The sequence below is a fragment of the Burkholderia sp. IDO3 genome (genome assembly GCF_003366075.1).
GTDB lineage: Bacteria > Pseudomonadota > Gammaproteobacteria > Burkholderiales > Burkholderiaceae > Burkholderia > Burkholderia anthina.
Genome location: NZ_CP028963.1, coordinates 2,008,353 through 2,024,158 on the forward strand (window position 1 = coordinate 2,008,353; position 15,806 = coordinate 2,024,158).

Here is a 15,806-nt window from a genome sequence, read left to right on the forward strand (position 1 = left end):
GGCGCCAGACTTACATCGTGCGGCGGTCGAGCATCGCGCGGGCGATCGTGCCCGCGTCGACGTATTCGAGCTCGCCGCCCACCGGCACGCCGCGCGCGAGGCGCGTGACCGCGAGTCCGCGCGCCTTCAGCGTCTGGCCGAGGTAGTGCGCGGTGGCTTCGCCCTCGTTCGTGAAGTTGGTCGCAAGCACGACCTCCTTGACGATCCCGTCGGACGCGCGCCGCACGAGGCGGTCGAAATGGATTTCCTTCGGGCCGATGCCGTCGAGCGGGCTCAGGCGGCCCATCAGCACGAAGTAGAGCCCGCGGTACGTCATCGTCTGCTCGAGCATGATCTGGTCGGCAGGCGTCTCGACGACGCACAGCAGCGTCGGATCACGCTCCTCGTCGCTGCAGACCTCGCAGATCTGCGCTTCCGTGAACGTGTTGCACTTCTCGCAGTGCTGCAGGTGCTCGGTGGCGAACAGCAGCGACCGGCCGAGCCGCTCCGCGCCCTCCCGATCGTGCTGCATCAGGTGGTACGCCATGCGCTGCGCGGATTTCGGCCCGACACCGGGCAAGATGCGCAGCGCTTCGACGAGCGCGGACAGGGCGGACGGCTGTTTCATACGGCGGCTGAAAGCTGAACGAGCGGAACGGACGCTACGCTCAGAACGGCAGCTTGAAGCCCGGGGGCAGCGGCAGGCCCGACGTCATGCCGCTCATCTTTTCCTGCGACGTGGCTTCTGCCTTGCGCACGGCATCGTTGAACGCAGCGGCGACGAGATCCTCGAGCATGTCCTTGTCGTCCGCGAGCAGGCTCGGGTCGATCGCCACGCGACGCACTTCGTTGCGGCAGGTCATCGTCACCTTGACGAGGCCGGCACCCGACTGCCCTTCGACTTCGATCTGCGCAAGCTGCTCCTGCATCTTCTTCATGTTTTCCTGCATTTGCTGCGCTTGCTTCATCAGTCCGGCGAGGTTGCCTTTCAACATGGGAATACTCCTTCTTGATCGTGTGAAAACCGGCACGCGGTGCGTGCCGGTCAATGTGTGCGGGCGTGATTGTGCCTGTTGCGGTGCGAATCGTTCAATGCAGCGTCGGCGGCGTCGCGTCCGGCGCCGAATCGGCGAGCGGCCGCACCGAGCCTTCGACGATGCGCGCGCCGAAGTCGCGCACCAGCTGCTGGACGAACGGATCGCCGTGGATGTCCTGCTCGGCCTCGCGCTGGCGCGCCGCGCGTGCGGCCGCGTCGAGCGCCGCTGCGGTGCGTCGCGCGGGCCCGACCTCGACCGCGACCTCGACCGGCTTGCCGAGCGCATCGGCCAGCGCAGCCTTCAGTTTGACGACCTGCGCGGCATCCGCGTACTGCGGCACCGGCACGGAAAGTTTCAGCGTCGTCGCGTCGACGGCCGTCAGCTCGCTGTTGAACGCCAGCTGATACGCGACGCCCTTGAGCGGCAGCCGTGCGGCCAGCGCCGGCCATTCGCCGTCGAAACCGACCGGATCGAGCGCGATCGCGGGCGGCAGCGGACGCGTGTCGACCGGTGCGGACGGACGGGCTTCGGCCGGCTTCGGCGCAATGCGCACGTCGTCGGGACCGCTGTCGAACACGGGCACGAAGCCGTCGTCGGCCGCGCCGCCGAACATCTCGTCCGCACTGAGCGGCACGTATTCGTCCGGCGGAATGTCTTCCCACGGCGGCGGCGCCTGACGTGTGTCGGCGGCCTGCGGTGCGCGGGCCGCCGCGCGCGGCGTCGGCACCTGCACGGCGGGACGCGACGCAGCCGGTTTCTCGGCGGCCGGCTGAGCGGCTGCCGGCTTCGGCGCAGCGCCGGCACGCGAGCGCTCGGACGACACGCGCATGCCGGCATTGCGCAGCACGTCGAGTGCGGCCGCCGCGCCACCGCGCGCCGAGGCACGCGCAGCCGGCTCGGCCGGCGCAGCACGCGGCGCCGGTTCAGCTAGCGGCGCGGGTTCGTCGTTGCCCTCGATCGCAATCGCAACGGGCGGCTCCGGTTCCTTGCGGACAGCCGGCGGCGCATCGTTCGTCACGGCCGCTTGCGGTGCCGCATCGACTTCCGGCTGCGGCTCCGGCACAACCGGCACAACCGGCTCAACCGGCTCAACCGGCTCAACAGGTACATCGGCTGCAGCCGGTGCGGCCGCAGGTTTCACGGCAGCGGGACTTGCCGTATCGGCGGATGGTGCAGGCGACGGACGCACCGCTGGCGCAGCCGGAGCGGCAGCGGCTTGCGGGCGTGCCGCCGGCGCGGGCGCTGCCGGCTTCCTGGCCAACGCCGCCGGCGCAGCAGCCGCTTCCGCGCGCGGCGCGGGCACGGCGCGCGGCACGGCCGGCTGGCCGCCAGGCGCACTGCCGGCACCGGCAGCCGGCTCGAACGCGAGCATCCGCAGCAGCGTCATCGTGAAGCCCGCATACTCGTCCGGCGCAAGGCCGAGCTCCGCGCGTCCGACCGTCGAGATCTGGTAGAACAGCTGAACCTGCTCGGGGCTCAGCGTTTCCGCGAAGCGCCGCAGATCGGCCGCTTCCGGCCATTCGTCCAGCACCGAACCCGGCGCGAACTGCGCCCATGCGATCCGGTGCAGCAGGCTCGCGAGATCCTGCAGCGCGGTGGAAAAAGACAGGCTGCGCAGCGACATCTCGTCGGCGATCGCGAGAATCTCCGGGCCGTTGCCGGCCGCGAGCGCATCGAGCAGGCGCACCATGTAGGTCTGATCGAGCGCGCCGAGCATGCCCGACACGGCCGCTTCGGTCACTTCGTTCGCCGAATAGGCGATCGCCTGGTCGGTCAGCGACAGCGCATCGCGCATGCTGCCCTGCGCGGCACGCGCGAGCAGACGCAGCGCCTGCTGCTCGAACGAGATCCGCTCTTCGCCGAGAATGCGCTCGAGGTGCGACACGATATGCCCGGCCGGCATCTGCTTCAGGTTGAACTGCAGGCAGCGCGACAGCACGGTCACGGGAATCTTCTGCGGATCGGTCGTCGCGAGGATGAACTTGACGTGCGGCGGCGGCTCCTCGAGCGTCTTCAGCATCGCGTTGAACGCGTGGTTCGTCAGCATGTGCACTTCGTCGATCATGTAGACCTTGAAGCGCGCATCGACGGGCGCGTACACGGCACGCTCGAGCAGCGCGGCCATCTCGTCGACGCCGCGGTTGCTCGCCGCGTCCATCTCGACGTAGTCGACGAAACGGCCTTCGTCGATTTCGCGGCACGCGCGGCACACACCGCACGGCTGCGACGTGACGCCGGTTTCACAGTTGAGCGCTTTGGCGAAGATCCGCGACAGCGTCGTCTTGCCGACGCCGCGGGTGCCGGTAAACAGATAGGCGTGATGGAGACGCCCGCCGTCGAGCGCGTGCGTGAGCGCCCTGACGACGTGCTCCTGGCCGACGAGCGAAGCGAAATCCTTCGGACGCCACTTGCGTGCGAGAACTTGATAGGTCATCGGGAAATTGTATCAGTAACGCCGCGTCGCGCCGACACGCGAAACGGTGCGGAAGACGGGCAAAGCGCGGGTAGAACGGAGAATGACGCAGAAATAAAAATCGCCCGGCGAACGGGGCGAAAGGAAAGGTGACGAGCCCAACCCTCGGCACTGGCAGAAAACGATTGTGGCTGCTTCGTTCCCGACCTGACCAGGTTCACCGCCCCACCATGCGAGGAGGCCCGTCACGGCATATTCTATCACCGCTTCCCGCCGAATGCGACCGTTTGTTCGCAACAATGCCAAGGATTGCGCAGACCGGCGCGCGCGACGCGATCGCAAAGCCCGCGCGAACACGCATCTAGCCGGCGGTTAGATGCAGCGGCTCTTGTATTTCACGCGCAGGCCTCCACCTTCGAAGCACAACGGTCGAACGGCGCGTCGTACCCCTACTCGCGAAGCGGCTACTATCGCCGCCCGCAGCAGATAGCAATTTAGGCTAATATGACGCCCGAACGACCCGCGAGCCGCGCCACGCAGCGCTTACGCCCTTCCTTCCGGAGAGCGGAGCTACCTGCCGCAGCGGCCGGCAGCCGACAGGCGGCCGGAGCGCCGCAACGCGCCAAGCAGGCAGTCCCCGAACCGTAAGAGGTATTGACCCAATGAGCGAACAGATCAAACACATCAGCGACGCATCGTTCGAACAGGACGTCGTCAAATCCGACAAGCCCGTGCTCGTCGACTTCTGGGCCGAATGGTGCGGCCCGTGCAAGATGATCGCCCCGATCCTCGACGAAGTCGCGAAGGATTACGGCGACAAGCTGCAGATCGCGAAGATCAACGTCGACGACAACCAGGCAACGCCGGCGAAATTCGGCGTGCGCGGCATCCCGACGCTGATTCTGTTCAAGAACGGCGCGGCCGCCGCACAGAAGGTCGGCGCGCTGTCGAAGTCGCAGCTCACCGCATTCCTGGACAGCCACCTGTAATACCGGCCGTTCCGCAGACGTGTTGTCAACCGACAACACGTCTGCCGTCAAGCCGCCGATCGGCCGCTCAGGCGTGAATCGGCGTATGCTAGAATCAAAAAACGTCTACAAGACGCATTAAGTCTCAGAGCGCCTCCGCTCGCCCTCCTCCCTTTATTTCTTTTCGTCGCTTCTCCTCCCTGGCGGGTTCTCCGTATGCATTTATCCGAGCTCAAGTCTCTGCACGTGTCCGAACTGATCGAAATGGCCAATGGCCTGGAGATCGAAAACGCGAACCGCCTGCGCAAGCAGGAGCTGATGTTCGCCATTCTCAAAAAGCGCGCCAAGACGGGAGAGACGATCTTCGGCGACGGCACGCTCGAAGTGCTGCCGGACGGTTTCGGCTTCCTGCGCTCGCCGGAAATGTCGTACCTCGCGAGCACCGACGACATCTATATCAGCCCGTCGCAAATCCGCCGCTTCAACCTGCACACCGGCGACACGATCGAAGGTGAAGTCCGCACGCCGAAGGACGGCGAGCGCTACTTCGCGCTGGTGAAGGTCGACAAAGTCAACGGGCAGCCGCCCGAGGCCTCGAAACACAAGATCATGTTCGAGAACCTCACGCCGCTGCACCCGAACAAGCCGCTGTCGCTCGAGCGAGAAATGCGCGGCGAAGAGAACGTCACGGGCCGCATCATCGACATGATCGCGCCGATCGGCAAGGGCCAGCGCGGCCTGCTGGTCGCGTCGCCGAAGTCGGGCAAGACCGTGATGCTCCAGCACATCGCCCACGCGATCAAGCAGAACCACCCGGACGTGATCCTGTTCGTGCTGCTGATCGACGAGCGCCCCGAAGAAGTGACCGAAATGCAGCGTTCGGTCGCCGGCGAAGTGATCGCCTCGACGTTCGACGAACCGGCCACGCGCCACGTTCAGGTCGCCGAAATGGTGATCGAGAAGGCCAAGCGCCTCGTCGAAATGAAGCACGACGTCGTGATTCTGCTCGACTCGATCACGCGCCTCGCACGTGCGTACAACACCGTGATCCCGGCGTCGGGCAAGGTGCTGACGGGCGGTGTCGACGCGAACGCACTGCAGCGTCCGAAGCGCTTCTTCGGCGCGGCGCGCAACATCGAGGAAGGCGGCTCGCTGACGATCATCGGCACCGCGCTGATCGAAACCGGCAGCCGCATGGACGACGTGATCTACGAAGAGTTCAAGGGCACCGGCAACATGGAAGTGCACCTCGAGCGCCGTCTCGCGGAAAAGCGCGTGTATCCGTCGATCAACCTGAACAAGTCGGGCACGCGTCGCGAAGAAATGCTGATCAAGCCCGAGATCCTTCAGAAGATCTGGGTGCTGCGCAAGTTCATCCACGACATGGACGAAGTCGAGGCAATGGAATTCCTGCTCGACAAGATCCGCCAGACGAAGAGCAATTCCGAGTTCTTCGACCTGATGCGCCGCGGCGGCTGATCGCCCTCGCCCGCAAGAACGGCCGCCCGCGTTTCGCCCGGCGGCCGTTTTTCGGCCTCAACCTGAACGTGAACGTACAGGTTGATCTATAATCGCGTCACCCTGCCGACCGAATTCCCGCCCCGATGCCGAACGACGCCCCGCCCTCGCTGCTGACCGTGAGCGACGCCGCGTCGCGGCTCGGCGTCACGCCCCGCACGCTGAAGTACTATGAAGAGCGCGGGCTCGTCACCCCGTCGCGCAGCGGGGGCCGCTACCGGCTGTACGACGAGGCCGATCTCGAACGCTTCGCCCGCATCCTGCGGCTGCGCTCGCTCGGCTTCTCGCTGCACGGCATCACCGAGATGCTCAAGCGCCCGCTCGAGGAAACGGGCGACGGGCGACGCCGTTACTCCGACACGTCGCTGCGCGAAATCCGCACCGGCCTCGCCGCGCAGATCGACACGCTCGACGAGCGGATCGCGGCCGTCCAGCGTGAACTGAAGGAAGCCGTCGCGCTGCGCAAGGAACTGCAGCACGACATCGACTACATCGAACGGCGTCTCGCCGGCGAAAACCCCGATGCGCTGATCGCGCAGCGGCAGGCCGAAGCCGGCACACGCCGCTCGCGCAAGGACCGGGCATGAACCTCGCGCCCGACCGCTCGCCGCTGTGGAGCCGCGCGAACCTGCGCGCGGACCTGTTCCCGTGGGCGCTCGCGCTCGTCACCGGCATCGACTATTTCGACAACGCGGCCTTCTCATTCTTCGCGAGCTACATTGCCGGCGGCATCAACGCGTCGCCCGACGAGCTCGTGTGGTCGTCGAGCGCGTATGCGGTCATGGCCGTGCTCGGCATCCTGCAGCAGCAATGGTGGGTCGACCGGCTCGGGCATCGCCGCTACGTCGCCGGCTGCATGCTGATGTTCTCGCTGGGCGCGATCGCGGCCGCGCTCGCCGACACGTCGCTCGAACTCGCCTTCGCGCGCGGCTTTCAGGGCTATTTCATCGGACCGATGATGGGCGCCTGCCGGATCCTGATCCAGATCAGCTTCAAGCCGCAAGAACGGCCGCCCGCCACGCGTGCGTTCCTGATCATGATCCTGCTCGGCAGCGCGCTTGCGCCGATCGTCGGCGGGCTGCTCGTCGCACATTCGACGTGGCGCGCGCTGTTCGCATGGACGGCGCCCGCCGGCATCGCGTTCGCGATCCTCGCCCTGCTCACGCTGCCCGATTCGGGCAGGACGCCCGACGACGAACGCGGCTCCGGGCACTTCTGGCCGTATGTCGTGTTCGCGCTCGCGCAAGGCGCGCTGCAGATCGTGCTGCAGCAGGTGCACTATCAGCTCTACAGCGGCTCGCCGATGCTGATCCTGCTGACGATCGCAGGCCTCGGTGCGCTCGCGTGGTTCGCGTATCACCAGTGGAACCATCCGACGCCGCTCGTGCGGCTGCATGCATTGCGCGAGCGCACGTTCCAGGTCGGGCTGCTGCTGTACATGTTCTATTACTACGAGTCGACGGCTTTCAGTTACCTGACCTCCCGGATGCTCGAAGGCGGCCTCGGCTATCCGGTCGAGAACGCCGGGCGCCTGGTCGGCTCGATGTCGCTGATCTCGGCCACCGCGCTGTTCGCCTACCTGCGCTACGCGAAGCTCGTCACGCACAAGAAATGGTTCGTCGTGCCGGGGTTCGCGATCGCGATCGTCGCCGCGCTGTGGATGACGCGGATGACGCCGCAGGTCGGAGAGGCCGCGCTGATCGGCCCGCTGCTGCTGCGCGGGCTGCTGCTGCTGTTCATCGTGCTGCCCGTCGCGAACCTGACGTTCCGCATCTTCGCGATCGACGAATACACGCACGGCTACCGGCTGAAGAACATCGTGCGGCAACTGACGATCTCGTTCGCGACGTCGTCGGTGATCATCGTCGAGCAGCACCGCCTGGCCGTGCACCAGACGCGGCTCGTCGAGCGCGCGAACGCGTTCGATCCGGTGTTCCAGCAAACCGTCGACACCCTCACGCACAGCTACGCGGCGGCCGGCCACGCGCTGAACGAAGCGCACAGCCTCGCGATCGCATCGATCGCGCGGATGGTCGCACAGCAGGCGTCGTTCCTCGCATCGCTCGACGGCTTCTATTTCCTCGCGGGCGTCGCGCTCATCGGCGGCCTCTTTGCGGCATGGCAAAAAGAGATCGATTGAGTTAAAAGACAGGCTTTGGATTTCCGTACGCCGTCTCCATGCTTTCGAAACTGACCCGCTGGTTCGACGAGCGCCGCCGCGACCGCGCGCTGCGCAGCCATCCGATTCCCGACGCGCTGTGGCAGCAGACCGTCGAGCGGCTGCCGTTCCTCGCCGCGCTGCCGCCGGGCGACGTCGGCCGGCTGCGCGAGCTGACGAGCCTGTTCATCGCGAAGAAATCGTTTTCGACCGCGCACGGGCTCGAGCTGACCGACGCGATGGTCGTCGCGATCGCCGCGCAGGCGTGCCTGCCCGTGTTGAATCTCGACCTGTCGCTGTACGACGGCTGGGTCGGCGTCGTCGTGTACCCGGGCGAATTCGTGATCCGCAAGACCGTGCAGGACGAGGACGGCGTCGTGCACGAAGTCGAGCAGGACGCGAGCGGCGAAGCATGGGAAGGCGGCCCGGTGATCCTGTCGTGGGAAGACGCGCAGATGACCGACGGCCGCGACGCGTACAACGTCGTGATCCACGAGTTCGCGCACAAGATCGACATGGTGAACGGCGCGGCCGACGGCTATCCGCCCCTATTTCGCCGCTGGCATGCGCCGCACCTCGATGCGCAGGCATGGGCCGACGTGTTCGAACACGCGTACGATCAGTTCTGCGCGCGGGTCGATGCGGTGCCGGACCGTGCGTGGGCACGCTTCGAGCGCGACTCGCTGATCGATCCGTATGCGGCCGATCACCCGTCGGAATTCTTCGCGGTGTGCAGCGAAGCGCTGTTCGTGCGACCGCGCGCGTTCGAGTCCGAATTTCCGGAGCTCTACCGGCTGCTCGCCCGCTATTACCGGCAGGATCCGGCCGGCACCGGCGCGCTCGACGCACGTTGAAAAATATTCGTCAACCATCTGATTTTCTGGCATAATCGCCGTTTTTCGACCTTAGGCAAGTGGCTCGCGCCGGGCTTGACGTCGGCTGATCCGCGCACATTGCGCGATCCGGCACGGCAAGCGGCGGGTTGGCTACCGCTCTCACCAAGGAAAGACCATGAAAGAAGGCATCCACCCGAACTACCGCGAAGTCGTCTTCCAAGACATGTCGAACGGCTTCAAGTTCATCACGCGCTCGACGATCCAGACGCGTGAAAACATCGAACTCGACGGCAAAACCTACCCGCTCGCCAAGATCGAAGTGTCGTCGGAATCGCACTCGTTCTACACGGGTCAGCAAAAGATCATGGACACGGCAGGCCGTGTCGAGAAGTTCAAGAACAAGTTCGGCGCACGCGCCAACGGCAAGGCTGCTGCAAAGTAAGCCTTGCACCGATCCGGTGGTTGCAATGCACCGGTACCGCACGAAAGGGCAGCCCAGGCTGCCCTTTTTTGTCTCCGCTCGCCGGCAAACCGGCGGCCGGCACCGGGCAATCGTCTGACGCGCATCGTCCGGCGCGTCTACAATGCCGGATGCTCGAAATCGGCGCGAGCGCGCACGATTGCGCCGGCCGCCCGCTCATAACAAATCGCTCATCTGCATGAAGCCTGTCGTTCGTCTGACCGCCTCCGCCACGCGCGCGCTGCCGCGCTGGCTGCTGCTCACGCTGTGCCTCGTCTATGCGGCGTTCGGCCTGTTCGGCCGCGACCCGTGGAAGAACGAGGACGCGGCGGGCTTCGGCGTCATGTGGACGATGGCCACCGGCCAGTGGCACGACTGGCTGCTGCCGAACCTCGTCGGCAAGTTCATTACGACGGACGGCCCGCTCGGCTACTGGCTCGGCGCGCTGTCGATCCGCGCGCTGGCGCCGTGGGTCGACGCGAGCAACGCATCGCGGGTCGACACGGGCGTGCTGTTCTGCATCGCGTGCGCGTTCGTCTGGTACGCCGCCTACCTGCTCGGCCGGCGCGCCGAAGTCCAGCCGTTCAAGTACGCATTCGGCGGCGAGCCCGAGCCGCGCGACTACGGCCGCACGCTCGCCGACGGCGCGCTGCTGATCCTCGTCGCCTGCTTCGGACTCGCGGAACGCGGCCACGAAACGACGCCGCAGCTCGCCCAGTTCGCATGGATCGCGATGCTCGTGTACGGCATCGTGCGCGGCATCGACAAGCCGATGCAGGGCGCGCTGTGGTGGGGCGTCGCGATCGGCCTCGTCGCGCTGTCCGGCAACCCCGTGCTCGTCGTCGCACTGCTCGCCGGCACGGCCGCGCTGTGGCTCGTCACGCCGGAGATGCGCAACCTGCGCCTGCCGATGATCGGCGTGCCGCTCTCGGCCGCCATCTTCGCGCTGTGGCCGCTCGCCGCGCTCCACGCGGCGCCCGACGACGCCGCATGGTTCTTCAACCAGTGGATCCACGGCAGCCTGATGCGCTTCTCGGGCCCGCCGACCGAAGTGCTCGGTTATGCGGCGAAAAACCTGCCGCTCTTCACGTGGCCCGCGTGGCCGCTCGCGATCTGGGCGTGGTGGAGCTGGACCGGCATGCGCCGCCGCGCGCACATCGCGATTCCTCTGTCGGTCGTGGTGCCGCTCATCGCACTCGTGATCCTGCAGAGCCAGCAGTCGAACCGCATGTACATGCTGCTGCTGCCGCCGCTCGCGGTGCTCGCGACCTTCGCGCTGCCGACCCTCAAGCGCGGCGCGATCAACGCGATCGACTGGTTCGCAGTGCTCAGCTTCACGATTCTCGGCTCCTTCGTCTGGCTCGTGTGGCTCGCGTCGCTCACCGGCTTCCCGCATCCGCTCGCGCGTAACCTCGCGCGTCTCGTGCCCGGCTACGAGCCGCATTTCAAGATCCTGTCGTTCGTCTGCGCGGTGATCGTCACCGTCTGCTGGTTCATGCTCGCGCGCTGGCGCATCTCGCGCCAGCCGAAGGTGCTGTGGCGCAGCGTCGTGCTGTCGGGCGCCGGCACCACGCTGATGTGGGTGCTGCTGATGACGCTGTGGCTGCCGATCGTCAATTACGGCCGGACCTACAGCGACGTCGCGCAACAGATCGCGTCCCACTTGCCGAAAGACTATGAGTGCATCTCGCCTGTCCGGCTCGGCGATGCGCAGATCGCGACCTTCGCGTACTTCGGCGACATGCACTTCGAATTCTCGGGCGACTGCGACGTGATCCTGCGCCAGGATCGCTCCGACTTCGGCGAGCCGAGCGCGATGTCGCAATACGTGTGGCGTCTCGTGTGGGAAGGCCGCCGCGTCGCCGACCGCGACGAGCGCTTCCGCCTGTACGAGCGGATCGAACGGCCGAAGACGCCGGTCAAGCGGCGCGGCCCGCGCCACCGGGTGGTCGATTGACGATGTTCGCCGACATCCGCCGGATCGTCGGCCTCGCATGGCCGGTGCTCGTCGGCCAGCTCGCGATCATCGCGTTCGGCGTGATCGACACGGCCATGGTCGGCCGCTACTCGGCCATCGACCTGGCCGCGCTCGGGCTCGGTTCGTCGATCTACGTATCCGTCTACATCGGCCTGACGGGCATCCTGTCCGCGCTGCAACCGATCACCGGGCAACTGTACGGCGCGCGGCGCCATGCGGAGATCGGCGAGGAAGTCCGCCAGGCGCTGTGGCTCGCGCTGATGCTCGCGGCACCCGGCTTCCTGCTGCTGCATTTTCCCGAACCGCTGCTGCATATCGCACACGCGCCGCCCGCGCTGCACGACCGCACCGTCGATTACCTGCGCATCCTGTCGTACGGCCTGCCGGCCAGCCTCGTATTCCGGATCTACAACGCGCTGACCAATGCGGCCGGCAAGCCGCGGCTCGCGATGATCCTGCAGATCGGCGCGCTGCTGCTCAAGTTTCCGCTCAACGTGTGGTTCATCTTCGGCGGCTACGGCGTGCCGGCGCTCGGCGGCCCCGGCTGCGGGCTCGCGAGCACGCTGATCAACTGGGCGCTCGCGCTGATCGGCTTCACGCTGCTCGCGAAGCTCGACGTGTTCGCGCCGCTGTCGATCTTCTCGCGCTTTTGCTGGCCCGTATGGGCGCGCCAGAAGGCGATCCTGAAACTCGGCGTGCCGATGGGCCTGTCGTACCTGATCGAAGTCACGTCGTACACGTGCATGGCGCTCTTCATCGCGCAGTTCGGCACGACGACGCTCGCCGGCCACCAGATCGCCGGCAACATCGGCGCGGTACTGTACATGACGCCGCTGTCGATCGGCGTGGCGGCGTCGACGCTCGTCGCGCGCGCGCTCGGCGCCGGCCGCCCGGACGAGGCACTGCTGCTCGGACGCCACAGCGTGATGCTCGCGTGCGGGATCGCCGCAGCGTACGGCGTGCTCGTGTTCACGCTGCGTCCGCTGATCGTCAGCGGCTACACGCCGAATCCGGCCGTCGCAGCCGCTGCGCTGCCGCTCGTCGCGATCGTCACCTGCTATCACTTCTTCGACGCGCTGCAGATCACGTCCGCCTTCGTGCTGCGCGCGTACAAGGTCGCGGTCGTGCCGACCGTGATCTACGCGGTCGCGCTGTGGGGCGTGGGGCTCGGCGGCGGCTACGTGATCGGCTTCGACGTCGGCGGCATCGCACCCGCGTGGCTGACGGGCGCGCGCGGCTTCTGGTTCGCCAACACGATCAGCCTGATGCTGGCGGGCGCGGGGCTCGCGCTGTATCTGCGGCGCGTGAGCCGCGCCCACCTGCCCGTGCGCGCCTGACGCGCCGCCGGCTGCCTACGCGTGCGCCAGCACGTCGGCCGCGTGATACGACGAGCGCACGAGCGGACCGGCGACCACCTCCCTGAAACCGAGCGCAAGCCCCTCGTCGCGCCAAGCGGCGAACGCGTCCGGGCTCACGTAGCGCCGCACCGGCAGATGGTGCGCGGACGGGGCGAGATACTGGCCGAGCGTCAGCACGTCGACCTCCTGCGCGCGCAGTTCGCTCAGCGTGCGCCTCACCTCGTCGTCCCGCTCGCCGAGCCCGAGCATCAATCCCGATTTCGTCACGAGCGTCGGCCGCGCGGCCTTCGCCTGCGCGAGCAGTTCGAGCGAGCCGCGATAGTCGGCGCCCGGTCGCGCCGCGCGATACAACGACGGCACCGTCTCGATGTTGTGATTGAACACGTCAGGCCACGCCACCGACAGCGCGTCGAGCGCACGGGCGACGCGGCCGCGAAAATCGGGCGTCAGCACCTCGACGCCGATACCCGGCACGCTCGCGCGCACCGCCGCGATACAGGCGGCGAAATGCGCGGCACCGCCGTCGCGCAGGTCGTCGCGGTCGACCGACGTGATCACGACATAGCGCAGCCCGAGCGCCGCGACCGCATCGGCAAGCCGCGCGGGCTCGTCCGGGTCGAGCGGCTCGGGACGGCCGTGCGCGACGTCGCAGAACGGGCAGCGCCGGGTACACAGGCCGCCCATGATCATGAAGGTCGCCGTGCGCTGCGCGAAGCATTCGCCGATGTTCGGACACATCGCCTCCTCGCAGACGGAATGCAGCCGGTGATCGCGCAGCACGGCCGCCATGTCGGCGACCGCCCCGCTCATCATCGGCCGCGCCCGCAGCCACGGCGGCTTCGGCAGCGCCGCGCCGGCCGCGGGCTCGATGCGCACCGGAATGCGCGCGAGCTTGTCGCGGCTCCTCGCGCCCGGCTGGCCGAGCGCGGTGAAGCTGGGTCGTTCAAGCGCGGCGGCCATCGTCAGTCTCCGAGGAATGCGACGATCAGGCGGTTCACGTCGGCGGCCGCCTCCATCTGCACCATGTGACCGCTGCCGGCGATCACCTCGGCACGCACGCCATCCGGCAAGCCGTGCGCATGTTGCGCGGGAATCACCTGGTCGCGCTCGCCCCAGATCACGAGCGTGCGCGGTGCGAGCGCCGCGATGCGGTCGCGGAACACGCGACGCTGTGCGGCGCCGTCGAACGCGGCGTTCGCGATCTTCTCGAGTGCGGCCTGTACGCCTTCGAGCCGCTTGTACTTGACGAGATCCTCGACCAGTTGCCGCGTGACGAGTGCGTTGTCCGCGAACAGTGCGCCGAGATGCGGCTTCAGCGTGTTGCGGCTGTTGCCGGCGACGAAACCGTCGATGTAGCCGCGGTTGATCTCGGCACCGAGCCCGGCGCTCGCGATCAGCGTCAGCGACGCCACGCGCTGCGGCGCACGCTCGGCCGCCGCCATCGCAATCGCGCCGCCCATCGAGTGGCCGATCAGGTGCGCGCGCTCGATGTGCTGCGCGTCGAGCAGCGCGAGCACCGCGTCGGCCAGTTCGTCGAGGCTGCCCGTGTCGACGGCCTTGCCCGATTCGCCGTGGCCGGGCAAATCGAGCGCCCATACGGGCCGGTGCGCGGCGAGCTCCGCATGGTTGAACAGCCAATTGTTCAGGTCGCCGCCGAAGCCGTGGATCAGCACGGCGGGCGTGCCCGTGCCGTCGCCCAGCTTCAGGAAACGTACCGTGCGGCCGCCGATCTGCGCCTTCTCGGGCTGCGGTCCGGCCGCTTCGTCGGACGCCGCGCTCGGCACGAAGTCGCGCTGGAATTCGGCGATCGCCGCATCGATGTCCGCATCGCTCGCCTCGGCGGCGGCGACCACGCCGAGCAGCGCACCGACCGGCAGCGTCTCGCCTTCCTGCGCGACCTGCCGGCGCAGCGTGCCGTCGAACGCGCACTCGACGCCCGACGAGATCTTGTCGGTCTCGACGTCGAGCACTTCGTCGCCCTTCGTCACGCGCTCGCCGAGCGCCTTCAGCCAGCCGTTGACCTGCCCCTGCTCCATCGACAGCCCCCACTTGGGCATCGTGATCATGTGAATCGACATCGTGTCAGCTCCTCGTCTTCAGTACCGCCCGCGCGATCGCATCGGCGGACGGGATGTACAGGTCTTCCAGCACGCCGGCGAACGGCGCGGGCGTATGCGGCGCGGTCACGAGTTCGACCGGCGCCTTCAGCGAATGGAATGCGCGCCGTGCGACGAGCGCGGCGATGTCGGTCGCGATCGAGCAGCGCGGATTCGCTTCGTCGACGACCACCACGCGTCCGGTGCGCTCCGCGCTTTCGAGGATGGTTTCCTCGTCGAGCGGCGACGTCGTGCGCAAATCGATCACGTCGACCTGAATGCCGTCCTTCGCGAGCTTCGCGGCCGCGTCGGTCGCGAGATGCACCATCCGGCCGTAGGTGACGATGGTCGCGTCGTCGCCGTCGCGCACGATGTTCGCCTCGCCGAACGGAATCGCATAGGATTCCTCAGGCACGTCGCCTTCGCGCGTATAGAGCAGCTTGTGTTCGAGGAAGATCACGGGATCGTTGTCGCGGATCGCCTGGATCAACAGCCCCTTCGCGTCGTACGGCGTCGCCGGGCACACGACCTTCAGCCCCGGGATGTGCGTAAACAGCGACGTGAGCATCTGCGAGTGCTGCGCGGCCGCGCGCAGGCCGGCCCCGTACATCGCGCGGATCACGACCGGCGTCACCGCCTTGCCGCCGAACATGTAGCGGAATTTCGCGGCCTGGTTGAAGATCTGGTCGAAGCACACGCCCATGAAATCGATGAACATCAGTTCCGCGACGGGCCGCATCCCGCACGCGGCCGCGCCGACCGCCGCGCCGATGTAGCCGCCTTCGGACAGCGGCGTATCGAGCACGCGGCCCGGAAACTTGTGGAACAGCCCCTTCGTCACGCCGAGCACGCCGCCCCACGCGTCGTCCTCGCCCGGCGCGCCCGCGCCGCCCGCATTGTCCTCGCCCATCACGATCACGCTGTCGTCGCGCGCCATTTCCTGCGCGAGCGCCTCGTTGATCGCCTGCGAATAAGTGATCTTCCTTGCCATGTCTGTCTCCTGGA

General features: G+C 67.2%; 14 protein-coding genes and 1 other RNA gene. 8 read left to right on the forward strand and 7 right to left on the reverse strand.

What is annotated here, in order from left to right; all coding sequences use genetic code 11:
- Window positions 1–10: 10 nt before the first annotated feature.
- From recR to ffs, 4 genes are all read right to left on the reverse strand, one after another.
- Window positions 11–607, reverse strand: a complete 597-nt coding sequence (recR, locus tag DCN14_RS23935) for a recombination mediator RecR (protein WP_096508746.1) — start codon at window positions 605–607, stop codon at window positions 11–13.
- A gap of 40 nt (window positions 608–647) precedes the next feature.
- Window positions 648–974, reverse strand: a complete 327-nt coding sequence (locus DCN14_RS23940; protein WP_006755698.1) for a YbaB/EbfC family nucleoid-associated protein — start codon at window positions 972–974, stop codon at window positions 648–650.
- A gap of 94 nt (window positions 975–1,068) precedes the next feature.
- Window positions 1,069–3,450, reverse strand: coding sequence for a DNA polymerase III subunit gamma/tau (locus DCN14_RS23945; RefSeq protein WP_115531441.1), 2,382 nt, complete (start codon window positions 3,448–3,450; stop codon window positions 1,069–1,071).
- 127 nt (window positions 3,451–3,577) lie between these two features.
- Window positions 3,578–3,676: signal recognition particle sRNA small type (ffs, locus tag DCN14_RS23950), an RNA gene on the reverse strand.
- A gap of 415 nt (window positions 3,677–4,091) precedes the next feature.
- Between ffs and trxA the strand changes: the two genes are divergently transcribed.
- The 8 genes from trxA to DCN14_RS23995 all read left to right on the forward strand — a co-directional run bounded on the left by trxA (window position 4,092) and on the right by DCN14_RS23995 (window position 12,684).
- Window positions 4,092–4,418, forward strand: coding sequence for a thioredoxin TrxA (gene trxA / locus DCN14_RS23955; protein ID WP_006402348.1), 327 nt, complete (start codon window positions 4,092–4,094; stop codon window positions 4,416–4,418).
- Between the two features lie 195 nt (window positions 4,419–4,613).
- Window positions 4,614–5,876: a transcription termination factor Rho gene (gene rho, locus DCN14_RS23960; protein ID WP_006478662.1), complete on the forward strand. Its 1,263-nt coding sequence runs from the start codon at window positions 4,614–4,616 to the stop codon at window positions 5,874–5,876.
- 125 nt (window positions 5,877–6,001) lie between these two features.
- Window positions 6,002–6,502 carry a MerR family transcriptional regulator gene (locus DCN14_RS23965; RefSeq protein WP_096502984.1) on the forward strand — a complete coding sequence of 167 codons (501 nt, stop codon included), beginning with the start codon at window positions 6,002–6,004 and terminating at the stop codon, window positions 6,500–6,502.
- Window positions 6,499–8,055: an MFS transporter gene (locus tag DCN14_RS23970; RefSeq protein ID WP_096502986.1), complete on the forward strand. Its 1,557-nt coding sequence runs from the start codon at window positions 6,499–6,501 to the stop codon at window positions 8,053–8,055. Before DCN14_RS23965 ends, DCN14_RS23970 begins: the two co-directional genes overlap by 4 nt.
- Window positions 8,056–8,093: 38 nt before the next feature.
- On the forward strand, window positions 8,094–8,927 hold the full coding sequence (locus DCN14_RS23975; protein ID WP_096502988.1) for a M90 family metallopeptidase: 834 nt from the start codon (window positions 8,094–8,096) through the stop codon (window positions 8,925–8,927).
- 157 nt (window positions 8,928–9,084) lie between these two features.
- A complete protein-coding gene (locus tag DCN14_RS23980; RefSeq protein WP_050013208.1) occupies window positions 9,085–9,351 on the forward strand; it encodes a type B 50S ribosomal protein L31 in 267 nt (88 codons plus the stop codon).
- 142 nt (window positions 9,352–9,493) lie between these two features.
- The gene (locus DCN14_RS23990; protein ID WP_096502990.1) at window positions 9,494–11,326 is read left to right on the forward strand and encodes a UDP phosphate-alpha-4-amino-4-deoxy-L-arabinose arabinosyl transferase; all 1,833 of its coding nucleotides are present in this window, start codon (window positions 9,494–9,496) and stop codon (window positions 11,324–11,326) included.
- Window positions 11,327–11,328: 2 nt separating this feature from the next.
- Window positions 11,329–12,684, forward strand: a complete 1,356-nt coding sequence (locus tag DCN14_RS23995) for an MATE family efflux transporter (protein ID WP_096502992.1) — start codon at window positions 11,329–11,331, stop codon at window positions 12,682–12,684.
- A gap of 15 nt (window positions 12,685–12,699) precedes the next feature.
- Here the strand turns inward: DCN14_RS23995 and lipA are convergent, their stop codons facing one another.
- The 3 genes from lipA to DCN14_RS24010 are packed head-to-tail and all read right to left on the reverse strand — an operon-like array spanning window position 12,700 to window position 15,792.
- Window positions 12,700–13,665 (reverse strand): lipoyl synthase, encoded by a 966-nt coding sequence (gene lipA / locus DCN14_RS24000; RefSeq protein ID WP_096502994.1) that lies wholly within the window; start codon window positions 13,663–13,665, stop codon window positions 12,700–12,702.
- Window positions 13,666–13,667: 2 nt separating this feature from the next.
- Window positions 13,668–14,783: an acetoin dehydrogenase dihydrolipoyllysine-residue acetyltransferase subunit gene (locus tag DCN14_RS24005; protein ID WP_096502996.1), complete on the reverse strand. Its 1,116-nt coding sequence runs from the start codon at window positions 14,781–14,783 to the stop codon at window positions 13,668–13,670.
- 4 nt (window positions 14,784–14,787) lie between these two features.
- Window positions 14,788–15,792 carry an alpha-ketoacid dehydrogenase subunit beta gene (locus tag DCN14_RS24010; RefSeq protein WP_096502998.1) on the reverse strand — a complete coding sequence of 335 codons (1,005 nt, stop codon included), beginning with the start codon at window positions 15,790–15,792 and terminating at the stop codon, window positions 14,788–14,790.
- Between the last annotated feature and the right edge of the window lie 14 nt (window positions 15,793–15,806).